The organism is Acidovorax sp., assembly GCF_022763525.1.
Taxonomy (GTDB): domain Bacteria; phylum Pseudomonadota; class Gammaproteobacteria; order Burkholderiales; family Burkholderiaceae_C; genus Acidovorax.
This window is the reverse complement of the sequence record NZ_JALEGG010000007.1, coordinates 56,045-73,748: the sequence shown is the minus strand read 5'-3', so window position 1 is coordinate 73,748 and position 17,704 is coordinate 56,045. Positions and strand designations below refer to the sequence as shown.

The window sequence follows — 17,704 nt, the reverse complement described above, 5'->3', positions numbered from 1 at the left end:
TTGCGACGGCCGGGGACAATGGCAACCGCCTAAAATCGCGGGTTCCGCCTGAGAAAGCCGCTTTTCATGACGTCATCCGCCCGCAAACTCTTCGTGACCACCGCCCTGCCGTATGCCAACGGCAACTTCCACATCGGCCACATCATGGAATACATCCAGGCCGACATCTGGGTGCGGTTCCAGCGCATGCAGGGCAACGCGGTGAACTTTGTGGGTGCCGACGACACCCACGGCGCGCCCATCATGATCGCCGCCGAAAAGGCCGGCAAGACACCCCAGCAGTTCGTGGCCGACATCGCCGCGGGCCGCAAGCAGTACCTGGACGGCTTTCACATCAGCTTTGACAACTGGCACAGCACCGATGCGCCCGAAAACCACGAACTGGCCCGCCAGATCTACCGCGACCTGCGCGACCGCGCCGACGGCAGCCTGATCGAGGTGCGCACCATCGAGCAGTTCTTCGACCCCGAGAAGAACATGTTCCTGCCCGACCGCTACATCAAGGGCGAATGCCCCAAATGCCACGCCAAGGACCAGTACGGCGACAACTGCGAGGTGTGCGGCACCGTGTACGCCCCCACCGACCTGATCAACCCCTTCTCGGCCCTCTCCGGCGCCAAGCCCGAGCTCAAGCACTCCGAGCATTTCTTCTTCAAGCTCTCGGACCCACGCTGCGTGGAGTTTCTGGAAAACTGGACGCAGGACGGCAAGCTGCAGCCCGAGGTGGCCAACAAGATCAAGGAGTGGTTCACCGTCCGCACCAACCCCGACGGAACCACCAGCGAAGGCCTGGGCGACTGGGACATCAGCCGCGACGCGCCCTACTTCGGCATCGAGATCCCCGACGCGCCGGGCAAGTACTTCTACGTGTGGCTGGACGCGCCCGTGGGTTACCTCGCATCGCTCAAGAACCTGCTGGAAAAGCGCGGCGAAAGCTACGACGCCTACATGGCCGACCCGGCCATGGAGCAGTACCACTTCATCGGCAAGGACATCGTCACCTTCCACACCCTGTTCTGGCCCGCCATGCTGCACTTCAGCGGCCGCAAGACGCCCAACAACGTGTTCGTGCACGGCTTTTTGACCGTGAACAACGGCGAGAAGATGAGCAAGAGCCGCGGCACCGGCCTGGACCCGCTCAAGTACCTGAGCCTGGGCATGAACGCCGAATGGCTGCGCTACTACTTGGCCGCCAAACTCTCGGCGCGCAATGAAGACATCGACTTCAATGCCGAAGACTTCATGCTGCGGGTTAACAGCGACCTGATCGGCAAATACGTGAACATTGCCAGCCGCGCGGCGGGCTTCTTGACCAAGCGCTTTGACGGCAAGCTGACCAGCAACTTTGGCACCACAGGTGCCGCCCTGCTGGCCGAGGTGCGCGGTGCCAGCGACGCCATCGCGCAGATGTATGAAACCCGCGAGTACAGCAAGGCCACGCGCGAGATCATGCTGCTGGCCGACAAGGTCAACGCCTATGTGGACCAGAACAAGCCCTGGGACCTGGCCAAGGACACAGCCAACAACGAGGCCCTGCACCAGGTGTGCTCCGTGCTCGTCAACGCCTTCGCCGCACTCACCCGCTACTTGGCCCCCGTGCTGCCGGGCCTGGCCCAGGCCGTGCAAGCGTTTGTGGGCGTGAACATGCAGCAGTGGAACGTGGCAGGCGACGTGCAGGCCATCCAGCCCTACCAGCACCTGATGCAGCGCGTGACACCCGAGCAGCTGGAAGCACTGTTTGAGCCCCCAGCGCAAGCAGAACAAGCGCCAGTAGCTACTGAAACGATAGCAGCACCCGGCGGCGAAGAGCTGGCCCCCACCATCACCATCGACGACTTCACCAAGATCGACCTGCGCATCGCGCTGATCGTGAACTGCGAGCCGGTGGAAGGCTCCACCAAGCTGCTGCGCCTGACGCTGGACGTGGGCGAAGGCCGCACGCGCAACGTGTTCAGCGGCATCGCCAGCGCTTACAAGCCCGAAGATCTGGTGGGCAAGCACACCGTGATGGTCGCCAACCTGGCCCCGCGCAAGATGAAGTTTGGTATCTCCGAAGGCATGGTGCTGGCCGCCAGCCATGGGGATGAGAAGGCCAACCCAGGGATCTACGTGCTCAACCCCTGGCCGGGCGCCTCGCCTGGCATGCGGGTGCGCTGAACGGCGGCGTGCACGCGTTGTGGGCGTGGACGCTGGAAAGACAAACGACGAGTGAAGTGCTTCCCGTTTTGGGAGGGATGGCGGCTAAGTCGCCTTTGGGCCGATTGCGGACATACAGCGCCCGCTGGCGACTGAGTACTACCGGCCAAGAGCAGACCTTCAAACCACGATGCCAATTCGCGACAACGACCACCTAAATGAACTGCGCGCGTCAATGGACATTGATGCGCTGCGACACGACTTAGCCATTGCGGCCGAAGCGGCTCGTGCAGGGAGATCAAACGAAGAGGTCAGTGATGAAGAGTTGCGTGTAGCGTTTGAGCGTATGAGCCCTGATATAGAGCGGCGCTATGGCGTCGCTGTTTGGGACGCCATGGTGGTCGCACAACCAGTCCCCGAAACTAGTACTGATGCGGTAAATCAAAGCCAGCACGACCAGGAATGGCAAGCTTTGTATGACGCGCTTGGAGCCGTTCTCATTCAGTTTGGCAAGGAAGACGCTTACGGTAATGGTGACTATTGGATAGTCGACGACAGTTGTGGGACCCCCTGCCACAATGTGCGCATCTCTCGGCTTGGGTTCGTTACCCCACATCTAATTTCTGCGATTCAGCGGGCACTGCAAGCCACACCGCACTGGAAAGTGCTTCTGCAGATTGATGAGACGCTGGATGGAGTCCCTGGCTCATCATCAGGTCTGACAGTTCACCACGATACCGTTGAGCCGCATCCTCGCTTGCGCGCCTGATCGTAGGCCAAGATCAGACCATCCTGACTAGCCCAAGACTCTCGATGACACGGCCACTCTCACCAGACCGCGAGTGCGAATTCCAAGAGTTGCTGGCGTTCGTATCTTTCTATATGACCCATGTCTCAGGCGTGACCCCAACCCCAACCTTGAGCATTGAAACCGTGTGTGCGGGCATCATCGAGCAGCACGGCAAGTCAAAGGCACTGGAGGGGCTTCGGCAAGCGGCGAACGACGTCATCGAGGAGCTGAGCGGCAAACGAGCGGCCGGCGTCGCAGCCCTTGACGAGGCTCTTCACGCTTCCGGATTGATAACTGCGTCAGAGGTCCGGCGTCGATACGCTTCATCGTACAAGCGCATCACTAAACGAGGGACCATCCGAAACGACACCGAGTACTACCTCATCAACGGTATCGTCGTTGACCTTGCGAGCGCCATTTCTGACGAGGAGCGCGCGACTCTCCAACGGCTCTTAGACAGATACGAGGTCGCAGCGAGGGGAAAACCGTAGTGGGTTCGCCCGGATGACGATTCTGCTTTGGCCCGCTGCTACGACGGCTTAGGGCCCGAAGCCGACCTTCGCTTCCTGTGTTTGCGATTGGCCGTCGGGTTGCCATGTAGGGACCGTTTCTTAGGCAAGTAGCACCCAGGCAATCCTGCCGGTCCTCTAGTACCTATGAATGAAAATCTAAGCCAGGCACTTGCAGACCAGCTGCAGAGCTCCACAAAAAATGTCGACGTGCTTCTGGCACTGGAAGCGCTTTCCTTCGCTGCCCCCGCAGTGGCTTTCGAGGCCATCACGACATTCATAAGGTCCGCGCCAGCAAATCAGCTGCCGCTGGCCCGAAATGCATTGCTGGCGTTGGCGGATCGTGCTCCAGCGCTTTTGCTGAAAGCCACGCTGGACGAAGACGCGAAGGTGGCGGACGCGGCCAGGCAGGCCTTGTTGATCCAGCCCTCCAATGACGCATTGCCCCTGTACCTGCGCATGGCCAAGTCCAAGAGCGTTGACGAAGCCTGCTCGGGTTTCATGTACCTGGGCCGTATCTCCTCGCCGCAGGTGCGTGCGCCATTGTTCAAGGCCTTGGGCCACCGCAGCGCGACGGTGCGCGAGTATGCCGCGACGTCCATCCACAGCCACGCCGACGAACACTGGATCGCCGACCTGCTGGAGGCCATCCGTACGCTGCGGCGTGAAGAGGCCGACAAAAAGAAGGACTTTGGCGAGGTGATCGACACGCTGTGCAGCGCCGTGATCCAGAAATCCACACGCTCCAACCTGGACCTGCTGACGGAAGGACTCGGCGACGCGGACGCGAGAGTCCGCCGGACCTGTATCAGCGCACTGGGGCGTCTCGGCGATGCGGCGGCGGTGGTCCCGCTGATCGAAACCTTTGAACACCCGCGCCGGGGGATGCCGCTGGAACTGCGGATGGAACTGGTCAGGGTGCTTGGCGAGTTGGGCGACGCGCGTGCGATCGCGCCGCTGCTGCGGGCCGGAGTGGCCGTTGCCGCCCCGGCGCTGGGCCCGCTGAAGGCGCAGGTAGCCGTGCCCGAACTGATGGCCGCTCTGGAGCAGGCCAGGACACCGCGCGATGCCAGCGAATTGGCCGAGGTATTGGCCCAGCTGGAAGGCCCCGGCGAGCAGCAGTGGCCCCGCGCGGGTTTGCATTCGGCGTCGTTGCAGGTGCGCCGTGCCGCTGCGCTGCAGCTGGCGCACACAGCGCCCGAGGAAGCGGCAGAGCATCTGCGCGCCATGCTGCCCCAGCTCTCCAGCGGCGACGCCGTGAGTGTGGCCAAGGCGCTGGCCTCCATGGGCTGTGCGGAGGGTTTCGAAGGTTTCGCGCGCGCATTGGAAGACGATCCCCATCACTGGAACGCCAGCGCCGTGGCGTACGCCTGCAAAAATCTTCGCGGGCCCCAGGTGCAGGCCCTGCTCTTGGGCCTGCTGCACGGCATCCGCAACGAATATCTCCACCACGTGTGCGCAGCCCTGGCTGCGCAAGGGGCTGATGTGTTGCCTGCGCTGATCGGCGCAGCCCAGGAGGCCAGCGACGGCTTGCGATACCGCTACATTGCGGCGCTTGCCGAGTTCCGCGACCCCCAAGGGGCCGGGCTATTGGCTCCTCTCATGGTCCGCCGCAACCCGTTGCGGGACGCGGCCATGCAGTCGTTGTTGGCCACGCCCAGCGCTGAGGCCCGTGCAGCCCTGGCTGCTGCATTGCCGCTGGCTGAGTCGCCTGCAGACGCCCGGCTGATCACCGAAGCCCTGGCGAAAGCGGCCACGCGCGAGGCGGTTCCCGATTTGATACGGGCGCTGCAGGCCGATGTGGCCACCGAGGCGATATTGGAGGCCTTGGGCCGTCTGGGCGATCGAGCAGCTGTGCCTGCACTGGTCGATCAACTGAGCAGCGCCAACGCGCGCCGCCGCCAGGGAGCGGCCATGGCGCTAGGGCAGATCGCAGCCCCTGCGGCGGGGGCGCCGCTGGTCAACCTGCTGCTGAAAGAGTTTCATCTGGAGGTCGCGCAGGCCGCAATGCGAGCCTGGCTGGCCAGTGGAGCGGAAGACGATGGCGCACTCGACGGGCTGGCTGTGCCGGGCACGCGCGCATTCCTGTTGGCCAGTGCTAGACAGCTGTCCAAGGAACGCTAGCACGCACATTCTTGGCGATACCGGCTCAGTGCCTGTTTCAGCTGATCGCCGGGTTGGATGAGATCGTCCAGCGGGCCCCTGCCCAGATTGCGGCGCACTCGGTCAACCTTGCATCGCTGCGCAACCGACATTTGGCGCGGCGGCTTGATGCTGACAGGACGCGTTCGTTGGCCAAGGGCGAATGACGGCTTCCGCTGCACATCCGCCCTCGGCGAGCACCCATCGGTTCAAGACTGACAGCGCTCCCCGGCAGTTGCGTATCGCGCATTGGCACTCAGCCTTGAACAGTCATGTGCCTTATCGCGGAGTCCAACCCACAGAAATCAAAAGGCCCACCAGTCTTGCAACCTGTGGGCCCAACTGTTGCGCGTTGGCAGGGTTCTAAACGGTAGGAACCGTCCCGCCATCGATCACGTGTTCGGAGCCCGCCACCGATGCTGCGCGCGGAGACACAAGAAAGGTGATCAGGTCGGCAACTTCTTTCGGCGTGGCGGGCCGCCCGACCGGAATTCCGCCGAGCCAGTCCATGACCATTCTCTTGCCGCCCTCATAGTCCGTGCCTGCTTCTGCGCCCATGCGCTCTGCGAACGCTACCGAAGCCTCGGTTTCAATCCAACCGGGAGAGACGCGCAGAACGCGCACGCCTTTCGGTGTGACCTCCTTTGACAAAGACTTGCTGTAGGTCGAAAGGGCACCCTTGGCAGCCGCATAGGCGGTAGTCGACTCCGGAAGCGGAAGCACACGCTGGATCGACGTCACGTGCAAGACCACGCCGCTTCCCCTGGCCAACATGGCGGGCAACAGCGCACGGTCAAGACGCACTGCGGACAGGAGGTTCAGGTTCAGCTCACTGAGCCATACAGCATCGTCCAGTGCTGCAAAACCACCGGCCGGTGCGGTCGAGCCTCCGACGGAGTTGATCAGGATATCGACACCGCCCCACCGCTCGTTCACCGCGCGGGCCAGTTGATTCACGCCCTCTGCGGTTGTCAGGTCAGCCTGGACATACGTCACGCCTTCCAATGGCATCTCCGGTGCGGAGCGCGCAGTCGTCATCACCTGCGCTCCAACTTCCCGGAGGCTTTGGACGAGAGCTGCGCCCAAGCCCTTGGTGCCGCCCGTGACAAGGGCGCGCTGCCCTGTGAGTTGGAGGTCGAAGCTCATGCCGTGATCTCCAGAGATGCGATCAGGCCGCGTTCAAGGCGAAAGCGATATGACAGGTCGATCGGACTGCCAGGGAAATTGCCTGTGACCTTGGCGCGGACGATCTGGAAGCTGTCCTCGCGCTCCAAAGCGAAGGGCACGCTCGTGGCGCTGTACTTGGCTGATGCCTCGGCCATAAAAGCCTTGATGGCGTCAACGCCCGTGTAAGTGTGGCCGTCGTCCCTGAGGATCGCTTGGGGCATGAAGCAACGCGCCAAGCGTTCAGGCTGGTGCTCGGCCGCAAAGTACGCGGCAATGGGCTCGGGAAGGGTGACGAGGGTCATGTCTATCGCTCCATGTGGTCGGTGAGCCCCGAGGATGCGCGCCAAATGGAATTAAGTTAATCGCCTAAAATTCGAATGAACTATGTAGAAATAAATACATAATGCGCGGGTTTGAATTCGCTGAGCTGAAAGCCTTCGCGGCCGTGGTCGAACGCAACAGCTTCGTCCGCGCGGCGGAGCATCTCGGCCTGTCGCCTTCCGCGCTCAGCCAGACCATTCGACAGCTTGAAGGCCGGATCGGCACGCGCCTTCTCAACCGCACCACCCGAAGCGTTGCGCCAACGGCAAGCGGCGAGATGCTCTATGGCCGCATCGCCCCGCTGTTCCGGGAGATGGAAGCTGCTGTTGCCGAAACCAGCGAAGCGGCAGGGCAGACCACGGGCACACTGCGCATCAACACGCTAGGGATCGCGGCGAGAACCATCATTGCGCCCCGGCTTTCCCGCTTTCATCAGGCCTACCCTGATGTGGTGCTCGACATCGTGGTGGATGACGCGCTGGCCGATATCGTCGTTGGCCGCTTTGACGCGGGCATCCGGGTGGGTGGAAGGCTTGAGAAGGACATGATCGCCGTCCGCCTCACGCCAGACCTCAACATGGTGGCCGTGGCGTCTCCCGGCTATCTTGCTGAGCGAGGCATTCCCAAAACACCCGCCGATTTGCACCGGCACGCATGCATCAACTGGCGGCTCCAGGTAGACGGCAGGCAATACCGCTGGGAGTTCGAGAAGAAGGGCCAAAAACTGGAAGTCGCGGTGGATGGGCCGGTCGTCACCAATCATGCGGACATTGGCATTGCTGCTGCGTTGAATGGGCTCGGCATTGCCTACCATTTCGAGCGAGATGGCGTGGCGGAGCACCTGGCCCAGGGCAGGTTGGTCCAAGTCCTGGCAGACTGGTCGGTCTCGCGCCCAGGGCTTTTCCTCTACTACCCGAACAGGCAGCATCAGCCAGCACTTCTCGCTGCTTTTATCGCCTGTCTTTTGGACAAGGATCTGGAAACAAGCCCCCACTCCGGGTAGTTTTCGACGCATCCCGAGACCACCACCGGCCCCGGCAAGCCGCGGCACGCCGCCTTAAACTGCCCGCCATGCAGCCAACGCAGCCGTCCCACAGCCTCCCTCAGCGCGTTCACATGTCGTCGCGCGACTACGCCGGGCGCGACAAGGCCGAGGCGTTGCGGGAGCTGTTTGGCCGTGCGCTGATGCGGGTGGATTTGTGGGCTTGCCAAGATGCGGTGCCGCTGGATTTCCATGTCACCCTGATGCCGCTCGGCGCGGGGACGGCGGCGTATGCCTACAGCGAGCACACGCCTGCACATTTTGCGCACCGGCCCGCGCACATCGGGGCTGGGGCGGACGACCTCCTGCTGACCACCACGCAGCATGGCTGCACCATCCGCAGTGCGGGCGGCGATCTGGAGATACCGGCGGGGGGCTTTGTGCTGCACTCCAAGGCCCGGGCGCATGAGTTCATCCATCGGTGGGGCGGGCGCACGGCCAGCCTTCAGCTGCCCCGCGCAACATTGGCGGCACGCGTCCCAGGGCTGGAGGAAGCACCGCTGCGGCGGCTGCACGCGGGGATACCCGAACCGGCGCTGGCCATGGGCTATGCCCAGCTGCTGGCCGCCGGCCCGGGCCTTTCGGCGCCCCTGCTGCATTCAGCCCGACTGCACCTGCAGGAGCTGGTGGCCGGCATGCTGCTGGGGCCTGGGCAGCCAGGCGCGCGTCCGCCCGCGGGCGATGCGGTGGACGTGCCGCGTCTGGCGCTCATCCAGCGCGACATCCTTGCGCGCATCGCGCAATCGGAGCTGAGCCTCGCGCAGATTGCACGGTTGCACCACATCACGCCGCGCCAGGTGCAGCGCCTGTTCGCGCGCGAGGGGACGTGCTTTTCTGACTATGTGCGGGACGCGCGGCTGGAGCGCGCCCGCGCGGCGCTGGCCGACCCCGCGCAGCGCCACCGCCGGGTGCTGGCCATTGCGCTGGAAAGTGGGTTCGACGATTTCTCCGCCTTTAGCCGCGCCTTCCGGCGGCGCTTTGGCATGACGCCCAGCGAGGTGCGCGGCGCCTCAGGTTGAGGACTTTGGGAAGCATGTCGCGTGCGGCACAGGCTTTGTCGCTGCCGACAACGACGCGGCGCGGCGGTTTCTCAAGAATCCCCGCACCATGCCATTTCGCAAACCAGCCACTTCCAGCCTTCGCCGCCTCTTCACCCAGCTGGCAGCGCCTGCTCTGCTCGCCGCCGCCGTCGTCAGTGCGCAGGCCGCCATTCCGCCATCCCAGCGCCAGTACCTGATGGATTTCTACTTCGCCACCAACGGGCCCAACTGGCTCAACAACAGTGGCTGGGGCGGCGTGCCCGGCACGGAATGCAACTGGGCTGGCATCACCTGCGATGTCGGGGAAACCACCGTCACGGGCATGCAATTCGTCGCCAATGCCATGTCCAGTTCCCCACCCGGCACCCCGCTGCCAGATTGGGCGGCGTTACCGGACCTTACCTCCATCAGCATCGTCAGCAGCACTTTGACGGGCCCCTTGCCGCCCATCGCCGGGCTGACACAACTGACATTCTTCAGCGTGGGCAACAACCAGTTCACGGGTCCGCTTCCGGATCCTTCAGGCCTTCAGCACCTTACGCGCTACATCGTTGCAGGAAATGCCTTCACAGGACAGCTCCCGCCGCTCACCGGCCTGCCCGCGCTCGAATGGCTCATCGTGTCTGACAACCAAATCACGGGCACCATTCCATCGCTGGCGGGCATGCCCGCGTTGCAAATTCTGGCACTGCAAGCGAACCAGCTCAGCGGCTCCATTCCCGCACTACCTCCCGGCCTGCAAATCCTGGTGGCGCAACAGAACCAACTCACCGGCCCCGTGCCCGCCGCGCCGAATTCGCTGCTCACCGGGCAATCCATCCTGTGCCCCAATCCGCTAACGCCGTCCGCCAGCAACGACTGGAACGTCGCCACCGGCGTCACCCCCTGGCACGCCCAGTGCAACGGCGCGCCGCCAGGGCCTGCCACGGCCGTGCCCACGCTGGGAGAGTGGGCGCTGGCGCTACTGTCATTGGCGGCGGCAACGCTGGGCGTGCGGGCACTGCAACGCAAAAGGGATTTGAGCGCTACAGGCCGTCCTCGCTGATCCGAAGAGCGCAGATAGCTATCAAAAACATAGCAATCGTGCGAGTTTCGGGGGATTGATCCCCCGCCCTGTGCCCCCTGCCCTGCCCGCCCCCTCAGACGGCGCGCGGCGTGGCCTCCGGCCCCATGCTGGGCCGGGCACCGATGTGCCGGTGCGCTGTGAGAACCCGAGCGCACCAGACCACGCCGACCCCACGGTGCGAAGATTTCCGACACGCTCGCAGTTGCCGCCAGCGCTCAATGGGTTGCATGGAGGCCCACGCCGTGGTGCTTGCGATGGTGACGATGGGAAGGCGCCCATCCCACGCCGCCGTGGAGCCTGTTGCAGCCAATGTCGGCTGCGTTAGCAGGTCTGTGTGCCGCGGGGCATGCGGTTCTGCGTGTTGTCCTGCGAGGTCGCCACCATGTCCAGCCAGCCCAACCTGTCCGAAGCCCACATTCTTGACTCCGTTGCCGGAGAGGAAGACCCGGGCGCGTCGCTCGATGTCGTGCGCTCGATGCTCCAGAAAGAGCGGCAGCGGGCCACCCGGCGCACGGGCCAGCATATCCACATGGACTACACCGAGGGCACCGATGTCATCGGCGTGGACGTGGCCTGGCCCCGGCGCGGCGCCGGCACCGGCGCAAAGCAAGGCACCGCCGCCGAACTGCTGGGCCTGCTCGTGGCGCATCACTGCGAGATTGCAGACACGGCGCGGTCGCTGTTTCACCGCACGGGCCGCCGCCGTATTGCGCTGGAAGTGGGCGAAGACGCGGACGGGGTTTTCTACGTGAACCATGCGGACTGACAGCTCGCAGGCTCGGCTACCGGACCTGTGCGGCCTGCGCCTCGTCCCGCGTCAGTGTCCGACGTACCGCCCGGGCCGGTGGCTGATCCACAAAAACCCGCTCATCACCAGCACAGCCAGCACCGAGTACGCCACCCGCTCCACCGGCACCACAAAGAGGGCCAGCAGCACCACTGTGCCGTCGATGATCATTTGCACCTTGCCCGCGCGCATGCCGTAGCGGGTTTGCAAGTAAAGCGACACCACGGTCGCCCCGCCCAGGCTGGAGCGGTGGCGCGCCAGGAACAGGCATCCGGTGCCCAGCAGCAGGCCGCCTAGCAGGGAGGCGAACAGCGGATTCAGGTAGTCCACGTGCATAACGTGCGGGAACAGTTCGGTGAGCAGCGACAGCAGCCCCACGCACACAAACGTCTTGATGGTGAATTCGCGGCCCATGCGGGTCCACGCGAACCAATAGAACGGCAGGTTGACCGCGAAAAAAAGCTTGCCGAACGAAATGCCGGTGACGTAGTGCAGCAAAAACGCCACACCGGCCGTGCCGCCCACCAGCAGCCCCGCCTGGTTGAACAGCATGAGCGCCATGGCAACAAACAGCGTGCCGGCGAACAGCGCCTGCGCGTCTTCAAATGCGCCGTGGCGCAGGGAGGGAGAGGGTTCTGGCGTGGGCATGGGCAGTGGGGAAATGGCAGGCGCGCTGGGGGAAGTATCGGCATGGTGCATGACACCGCTGCAAGCAAGGGCCGCGCCTGCCGCGCGGTGCCCGCGATGGAGCGGCCAATCGCAAGCCGCTCATGAGACATTTGCGAGCCCCTTGCCGCCCCGGGGTGAGCAGGAAAAGTTGCAGCACCCGTGGTCCACCGGAAGACCGCAGCGCGGCAGATCGGGGTTGCCCTCGGTTGCGTTTGCCGCCGCGCTTACTACACTGGAACACGCCTTGCTTGGAGGGATGCAAGCATTTTGCGGCGCCCCGCGCACCGCCCGCCCCCAGGAGTCCCTGTTGATGACGTTCTCGCCCAGCTTCCGCCCCCGCCTGCTCGATGCCCTGCGCGGCTACGGCCAGAGCCGCTGGCTGGCCGATGTGGGTGCAGGAGTCACCGTGGGCATCGTGGCGCTGCCGCTGGCCATGGCGTTTGCGATTGCCAGCGGGCTCAAGCCCGAGGCGGGGCTGTGGACGGCGATCATCGCGGGCTTCCTCATCTCGGCACTGGGTGGCACCAATGCGCAGATCGGCGGGCCGGCGGGGGCGTTCATCGTCATCGTCTACGGCATCGTCGAGCGTTATGGCGTGGCCAACCTGCTGATCTCCACGGCCTGCGCGGGGGTGCTGCTGGTGCTGCTCGGGCTGTTTCGGCTGGGCACGCTGGTGCGGTTTGTGCCGGTGAGCATCGTGATCGGCTTTACCAATGGCATCGCGGTGCTGATTGCGCTGTCGCAGGTGAAGGACTGGCTGGGCCTGTCCATCGACCGCATGCCGGGCGATTTCTTCTCGCAGGTGGGTGCGATTGCGCGGCACATCGGCACGTTCAACCCGTATGCCTTCGGGCTGGGGCTGGCCTGCGTGGCGCTGCTGTTCATCTGGCCGCGGTTGTTCCTCAAGGGCTCGCCCGTGGTCCGGCTGCTGGAAGGCCACAGCGTGCGGCAGTTTGCGCGCGTACCCGCGCCCGTGGTGGCGCTGGTGCTGCTGAGCGTGCTGGCCTGGGCGTTCCGCTTTCCGGTGGAGACCATTGGCTCGCGCTTCGGGGGCATACCGCAGGGGCTGCCGGTGTTCGCGCTGCCCGATTTTTCGTGGGAGACGGTGCGCCTGCTGGTGGCGCCCACGCTCACCATCGCGTTGCTGGGCGCCATCGAGTCGCTGCTGTGCGCGCGCGTGGCCGACCAGTTGGCCACCGACCCGCACCACAAGAAGCACGACCCCAACCAGGAGCTCATGGCCCAGGGCGTGGCCAACCTGGTGGTGCCGTTTTTTGGCGGCATGCCAGCCACCGGCACCATCGCGCGCACGGTGACCAACATCCGCTCGGGCGCTACATCGCCCGTGGCGGGCATGGTGCACGCGGCTACGCTGGCGGTGATCGTGCTGGTGGCGGCGCCGCTGGCGCTGCACATTCCGCTGGCGGTGCTGGCGGGCATCCTGCTGTATGTCGCCTGGAACATGGGCGAGTGGCACGAGTTCGTGCGGCTGAAATACTTCACCAACCACTACCGGCTGTTGATGCTGGGCACGTTCTTCCTCACCGTGGTGTTCGATCTCACGGTGGCGGTGGAGGTGGGGCTGTTCATGGCCTGCGCCCTGTTCGTGCGGCGCATGAGCGCGCTGTTCCGGGTAGAGCGGCAGGCTGACACCCCAGGCGCCACGGGCGGGCCGCCCCCGGTGGGCACCGCGCCGCGCCCGGTGGCCACGTGGCACCTGCACGGAGCGCTGTTCTTTGGCGCGGCCGCCAAGGTCGACCCCATCGTGCAGGCGGTGGAAGAAGGCCCCCACGGCCTGGACGTGGTGCTGGATGCAAGCGAGCTGGTGGTGCTGGACACCACGGGGCTGGACGCCCTGGCGCAAATCCTCAAGGCCGTGGCGGCGCGCGGCGGGCGCCTCTCGGTGGTGAATCTGCAAGACCAGCCGCGCTCGCTCATCGAGCGCTCGGGCTTTGCCGCCAAGCTGGCCGCCCAAGGCCTGGCGGACGTGCCGATCTGATAGGGCTGTGAGGGCACAGGGGCGGCTTACCGGCCGCCACCCTTGAATTCCGGCGCGTCCAGGTCGTCACCGGTTTGGGTGCGCAGCACCCGCTGGTCGGGGCCATAGATCACCGAGAACACCTTGGGCTGGTTGGGCGGCTGCAGGTAGCGCCAGGTGGCGTGGGTTTCGTTTTGCAGCGCAAAGGGCGTCACCTTGGCCGGCTTGCCCAGCAGGCGGCGCACAGCATCCATGCCCATGCCGGGCTGCACGCGCGCGAAATTGTCCTGGGTGAGCACCTGCTGCAGTGCCGTCATGCGGCCGTCCGCCCCGATGGTGATCATGTAGTTGACCTGGCCCGCAGGCTGGCGGTTGTATTCGAAGGTGCGCGCGCCGCCGGGTTCGTCCCACACGTTCTCGGGGGCGCCGAAGCGATCGCGCACGTCGGCCTCGGTGGAGACACCCGGCTGCAGTTCGCTGATGCGCTGGGGGTCGCAGGCAGCAAGCGCCAGCAGGCAAAAGGCCGCGGCCAGGGTGGCTGCGGCACGGTGGTTCAAGGGCATGGGGGGGCTCCCGGTAAAATCCTGGGTTGCGCTCAACGCTCCCAGAACAAGGTTAACAGTCCATGTCCATTTTCCGCCGCCCCGACTACCAGTCCGACGCCACCCAGTTCATCAACCAGCTCAAGGCGAGCCGCCCCGAGCTGGATGCACAGCAGCAGGCAGGGCGTGCCTTGCTGTGGGACAAGAAGGTCGACCGCAACATCTGGACCGAATACCGCCAGGGCCAGGTCGGCCAAAAGCCCTACGTCTACCAGACGAATGCGGATTGAGCATCTAATTGCCATCCAGCGCTTATCCAGCAAGCGCTGGCAGCTCATTTTTTAATAGCAAAAAATGACCACCACCGCGAACGAAGCCGACGCGGACGGTCTCCCGCGCCTGTCCACGCTGGATGCCGAGGGCATGCCCGTGGTGGTCGACCAGGTGGCTCTGGCGCGCCTGTACGGCGAGCCGCTGTTTGCGCTGCCGCAGGACCTGTACATCCCGCCCGATGCGCTCGAAGTCTTCCTCGAAGCCTTCGAAGGCCCGCTGGACTTGCTGCTGTACCTGATCCGCAAGCAGAACTTCAACATCCTGGACATCCCCATGGTGGGGGTGACCAAGCAGTACCTGGCGTATGTGGACGAGATCCGCAGCCGCAACCTGGAGCTGGCGGCCGAGTATTTGCTGATGGCAGCGATGCTCATCGAGATCAAGTCGCGCATGCTGCTGCCGCCCAAGAAGCAGGAGGGCGGCGAGGAGCCCGAAGACCCGCGCGCCGAGCTGGTGCGCCGCCTGCTCGAATACGAGCAGATGAAGATGGCGGCCATGCGCCTGGCCAACCTGCCGCAGTACGGCCGCGACTTCCTCAAGGCCCAGGTCTACATCGAGCAGAGCCTGCAGCCGCGCTTTCCGGACGTGCACGTGGTGGAGCTGCAGGAGGCCTGGCGCGATATCCTGAAACGCGCCAAGCTCGTGCAGCACCACAAGATCACGCGCGAAGAGCTGAGCGTGCGCGAATACATGAGCATGGTGCTCAAGACGCTGCAGGGCCGCCGCTTCGTGGAGTTTGAAGAACTCTTCGAGCCCGAAAAAGGCAGCACCGTGCTCGTGGTGACCTTCATCGCGCTGCTGGAGCTGGCCAAAGAGACACTGATCGAGATCACGCAGGCCGAGGCTTTTGCCCCCATTTACGTGCGCCTCGCTTACACGCCGGTCTAGGCTGGCTCCCCTGTTCACCGCCCTGGCCGGTGGCCGTGGCGTTACCCATTTCTTCACCCGCAAGCCATGGCATCCCACGACTTTGACGTCCTCATCGTAGGCAGCGGCCTCGCTGGCCTTTCGGCCGCACTGCATCTGGCGCCCACCCACCGCGTGGCCGTCATCACCAAGCGCACGCTGCAGGATGGCTCCAGCGGCTGGGCCCAGGGCGGCATTGCCGCCGTGCTGGCCGACGACGACAGCTTTGCGGCCCACATCGAAGACACGCTGGTCGCAGGTGCAGGCCTCTGCGACCTGGCCACAACCCGCTTTGTGGTGGAGAACGCGCCCGAGTCCATTGCCTGGCTGCGCCGCCTGGGCGTGCCCTTCACGCTGGAAGGCGACCAGCTGCACCTGACCCGCGAAGGCGGCCACAGCGCACGCCGCATCGCCCATGTGACCGATGCCACCGGCGCAGCGGTGCAGCGCACGCTGATCGACGTGGTGCGCAGCACACCCGGCATCACGCTGTTCGAGCAGCACACGCTGGTGGACCTGATCACCACGCGCAAGCTCGGCCTGCCCGGCCAGCGCTGCCTGGGTCTGTACGCGCTGGACAGCGACACCGACGAGGTCGTGACCTTCCGCGCGCCACAAACCATCCTGGCCACGGGCGGCGCGGGCAAGGTGTACCTGTACACCACCAATCCCGACACCGCCACAGGCGACGGCATCGCCGCCGCCTGGCGCGCGGGCTGCCGCGTGGCGAACATGGAGTTCATCCAGTTCCACCCCACGGGCCTGTACCACCCGCACGAAAAGTCCTTCCTCATCAGCGAGGCGGTGCGCGGCGAAGGCGGGCAGCTCAAGCTGCCCGACGGCACGCGCTTCATGCTCGACCACGACCCCCGCGCCGAGCTGGCCCCCCGCGACGTGGTAGCCCGCGCCATCGACTTCGAGATGAAGAAGCACGGGCTCGATTGCGTGCACCTGGACATCTCGCACCAGAGTCCTGAATTCCTGCAAGAACACTTCCCCAACATCCTGGCGCATTGCGCGACGCTCGGCATCGACATCACGAAGGAACCCATCCCGGTGGTGCCGACTGCGCACTTCACCTGCGGCGGCGTGCTGACCGACCTGGCCGGGCGCACCGACCTGCCCGGCCTGTATGCCGTGGGCGAAGTCGCCTGTACCGGCCTGCACGGCGCCAACCGGCTGGCCAGCAACTCACTGCTGGAATGCATGGTGTTTGCCCGCGCGGCCGCGCAGGCCATCGCAGCCGCCCCCGCGGCCGAATTGCCCACCGTGCCTGCCTGGGACGACAGCCGCGTGACCGACGCCGACGAGTGCGTGGTCATCTCGCACAACTGGGACGAACTGCGCCGCTTCATGTGGGACTACGTGGGCATCGTGCGCACCAACAAGCGCCTGGAGCGCGCCGCCCACCGCATTGCCATGCTGCAGGCCGAAATCCAGGAGTTCTATGCCCACTTCCACGTCTCGCGCGACCTGCTGGAGCTGCGCAACCTGGTGCAGGTGGCCGACCTGATCGTGAAAAGCGCCCAGGCCCGCCGCGAAAGCCGGGGCCTGCATTTCAGCCGCGACTATCCCGAGATGGCCGCGCCCGCCGCGCCCACCATCCTCGTCCCCCCGGTGCCCCGATGACTTACAGCGTCAAGGAAATTTTCTACACTCTGCAAGGCGAAGGCGGCCAGGCCGGCATGCCCGCCGTGTTCTGCCGCTTTGCAGGCTGCAACCTCTGGACGGGCCGCGAGCAGGACCGCGCGCAGGCCATCTGCCAGTTCTGCGACACCGACTTTGTGGGCACCGACGGCACGCTGGGCGGCAAGTTCGAAACCGCCACGGCACTGGCCGAACTGATCGCAGCCCAATGGCCTGCGGGCATGGGCCACCGCCTGGTGGTGCTGACGGGTGGCGAGCCTTTGCTGCAGGTCGACGCGGCGCTGATCGACGCGCTGCACGCCCAGCAGTTCCGCATCGCCGTTGAAAGCAACGGCACGGTCGCCGCGCCCGAGGGCATCGACTGGCTGTGCATCAGCCCCAAGGCCGGCGCGCCCTGGGTGCAACGCAGCGGGCAGGAGCTGAAACTGGTCTGGCCCCAGCCCGGCTTCGACCTGCAGGCGCTGGAGCAGGACACGCAGTTCACCCACCGCTTTCTGCAGCCCATGGACGGCCCGATGCAGCGCCAGAACACTGCCGCCTGCATTGATGCCTGCCTGGCCCACCCCGCATGGCGATTGAGCCTGCAAACCCACAAGCTCGCCGGCATCCGTTGAGCAGCTCTCTTCTTG

17 protein-coding genes are annotated in these 17,704 nt (G+C 65.0%); 13 read left to right on the top strand and 4 right to left on the bottom strand.

The features are described from left to right. Positions 1 to 66 precede the first annotated feature (66 nt). The 4 genes from metG to MRY84_RS00575 all read left to right on the top strand — a co-directional run bounded on the left by metG (position 67) and on the right by MRY84_RS00575 (position 5,559). Positions 67 to 2,157 (top strand): methionine--tRNA ligase, encoded by a 2,091-nt coding sequence (gene metG, locus MRY84_RS00590; RefSeq protein WP_291503835.1) that lies wholly within the window; start codon positions 67 to 69, stop codon positions 2,155 to 2,157. Between the two features lie 169 nt (positions 2,158 to 2,326). Continuing rightward, a complete protein-coding gene (locus MRY84_RS00585) occupies positions 2,327 to 2,905 on the top strand; it encodes a hypothetical protein (RefSeq protein WP_291503834.1) in 579 nt (192 codons plus the stop codon). Positions 2,906 to 3,054: 149 nt separating this feature from the next. After that, complete coding sequence (locus MRY84_RS00580) at positions 3,055 to 3,417, top strand: hypothetical protein (RefSeq protein ID WP_140426213.1); 363 nt, start codon at positions 3,055 to 3,057, stop codon at positions 3,415 to 3,417. A 375-nt stretch (positions 3,418 to 3,792) separates the two neighbouring features. Next, entirely contained in the window at positions 3,793 to 5,559 is a 1,767-nt protein-coding gene (locus MRY84_RS00575; RefSeq protein WP_291503833.1) for a HEAT repeat domain-containing protein, read from the top strand. Positions 5,560 to 5,940: 381 nt separating this feature from the next. On the opposite strand, the gene MRY84_RS00570 is transcribed toward MRY84_RS00575, so the two are convergent. Next, positions 5,941 to 6,723, bottom strand: a complete 783-nt coding sequence (locus MRY84_RS00570) for an SDR family oxidoreductase (RefSeq protein WP_291503832.1) — start codon at positions 6,721 to 6,723, stop codon at positions 5,941 to 5,943. Next, positions 6,720 to 7,046: a nuclear transport factor 2 family protein gene (locus MRY84_RS00565; RefSeq protein WP_291503831.1), complete on the bottom strand. Its 327-nt coding sequence runs from the start codon at positions 7,044 to 7,046 to the stop codon at positions 6,720 to 6,722. The genes MRY84_RS00570 and MRY84_RS00565 overlap by 4 nt, the downstream gene beginning before the upstream one ends. A gap of 101 nt (positions 7,047 to 7,147) precedes the next feature. Between MRY84_RS00565 and MRY84_RS00560 the strand changes: the two genes are divergently transcribed. The 4 genes from MRY84_RS00560 to MRY84_RS00545 all read left to right on the top strand — a co-directional run bounded on the left by MRY84_RS00560 (position 7,148) and on the right by MRY84_RS00545 (position 10,979). Then, positions 7,148 to 8,068 carry a LysR family transcriptional regulator gene (locus MRY84_RS00560; RefSeq protein WP_291503830.1) on the top strand — a complete coding sequence of 307 codons (921 nt, stop codon included), beginning with the start codon at positions 7,148 to 7,150 and terminating at the stop codon, positions 8,066 to 8,068. A 68-nt stretch (positions 8,069 to 8,136) separates the two neighbouring features. Further along, on the top strand, positions 8,137 to 9,126 hold the full coding sequence (locus tag MRY84_RS00555) for an AraC family transcriptional regulator (RefSeq protein WP_291503829.1): 990 nt from the start codon (positions 8,137 to 8,139) through the stop codon (positions 9,124 to 9,126). A gap of 88 nt (positions 9,127 to 9,214) precedes the next feature. Continuing rightward, positions 9,215 to 10,192, top strand: coding sequence for an IPTL-CTERM sorting domain-containing protein (locus tag MRY84_RS00550; protein WP_291503828.1), 978 nt, complete (start codon positions 9,215 to 9,217; stop codon positions 10,190 to 10,192). Between the two features lie 403 nt (positions 10,193 to 10,595). Beyond that, entirely contained in the window at positions 10,596 to 10,979 is a 384-nt protein-coding gene (locus MRY84_RS00545; RefSeq protein WP_291503827.1) for a hypothetical protein, read from the top strand. Between the two features lie 51 nt (positions 10,980 to 11,030). Here MRY84_RS00545 and MRY84_RS00540 read toward each other — a convergent pair whose 3' ends face one another. After that, entirely contained in the window at positions 11,031 to 11,648 is a 618-nt protein-coding gene (locus tag MRY84_RS00540) for a YitT family protein (RefSeq protein ID WP_291503826.1), read from the bottom strand. A 331-nt stretch (positions 11,649 to 11,979) separates the two neighbouring features. Between MRY84_RS00540 and MRY84_RS00535 the strand changes: the two genes are divergently transcribed. Further along, a complete protein-coding gene (locus tag MRY84_RS00535; RefSeq protein ID WP_291503825.1) occupies positions 11,980 to 13,668 on the top strand; it encodes a SulP family inorganic anion transporter in 1,689 nt (562 codons plus the stop codon). Positions 13,669 to 13,694: 26 nt separating this feature from the next. Here MRY84_RS00535 and MRY84_RS00530 read toward each other — a convergent pair whose 3' ends face one another. Next, positions 13,695 to 14,210: an outer membrane protein assembly factor BamE gene (locus tag MRY84_RS00530; protein WP_291503824.1), complete on the bottom strand. Its 516-nt coding sequence runs from the start codon at positions 14,208 to 14,210 to the stop codon at positions 13,695 to 13,697. A 62-nt stretch (positions 14,211 to 14,272) separates the two neighbouring features. Between MRY84_RS00530 and MRY84_RS00525 the strand changes: the two genes are divergently transcribed. The 4 genes from MRY84_RS00525 (at position 14,273) to queE (ending at position 17,689) form a co-directional block, all read left to right on the top strand. After that, positions 14,273 to 14,479, top strand: coding sequence for a DUF3460 family protein (locus MRY84_RS00525; protein WP_291503823.1), 207 nt, complete (start codon positions 14,273 to 14,275; stop codon positions 14,477 to 14,479). Positions 14,480 to 14,543: 64 nt separating this feature from the next. Beyond that, a complete protein-coding gene (locus tag MRY84_RS00520) occupies positions 14,544 to 15,410 on the top strand; it encodes a ScpA family protein (RefSeq protein ID WP_291503822.1) in 867 nt (288 codons plus the stop codon). Between the two features lie 66 nt (positions 15,411 to 15,476). Beyond that, on the top strand, positions 15,477 to 17,057 hold the full coding sequence (gene nadB / locus MRY84_RS00515; RefSeq protein WP_291503821.1) for an L-aspartate oxidase: 1,581 nt from the start codon (positions 15,477 to 15,479) through the stop codon (positions 17,055 to 17,057). Beyond that, positions 17,054 to 17,689, top strand: a complete 636-nt coding sequence (gene queE / locus MRY84_RS00510; RefSeq protein WP_291503820.1) for a 7-carboxy-7-deazaguanine synthase — start codon at positions 17,054 to 17,056, stop codon at positions 17,687 to 17,689. The genes nadB and queE overlap by 4 nt, the downstream gene beginning before the upstream one ends. The last annotated feature ends 15 nt before the right edge of the window (positions 17,690 to 17,704 follow it).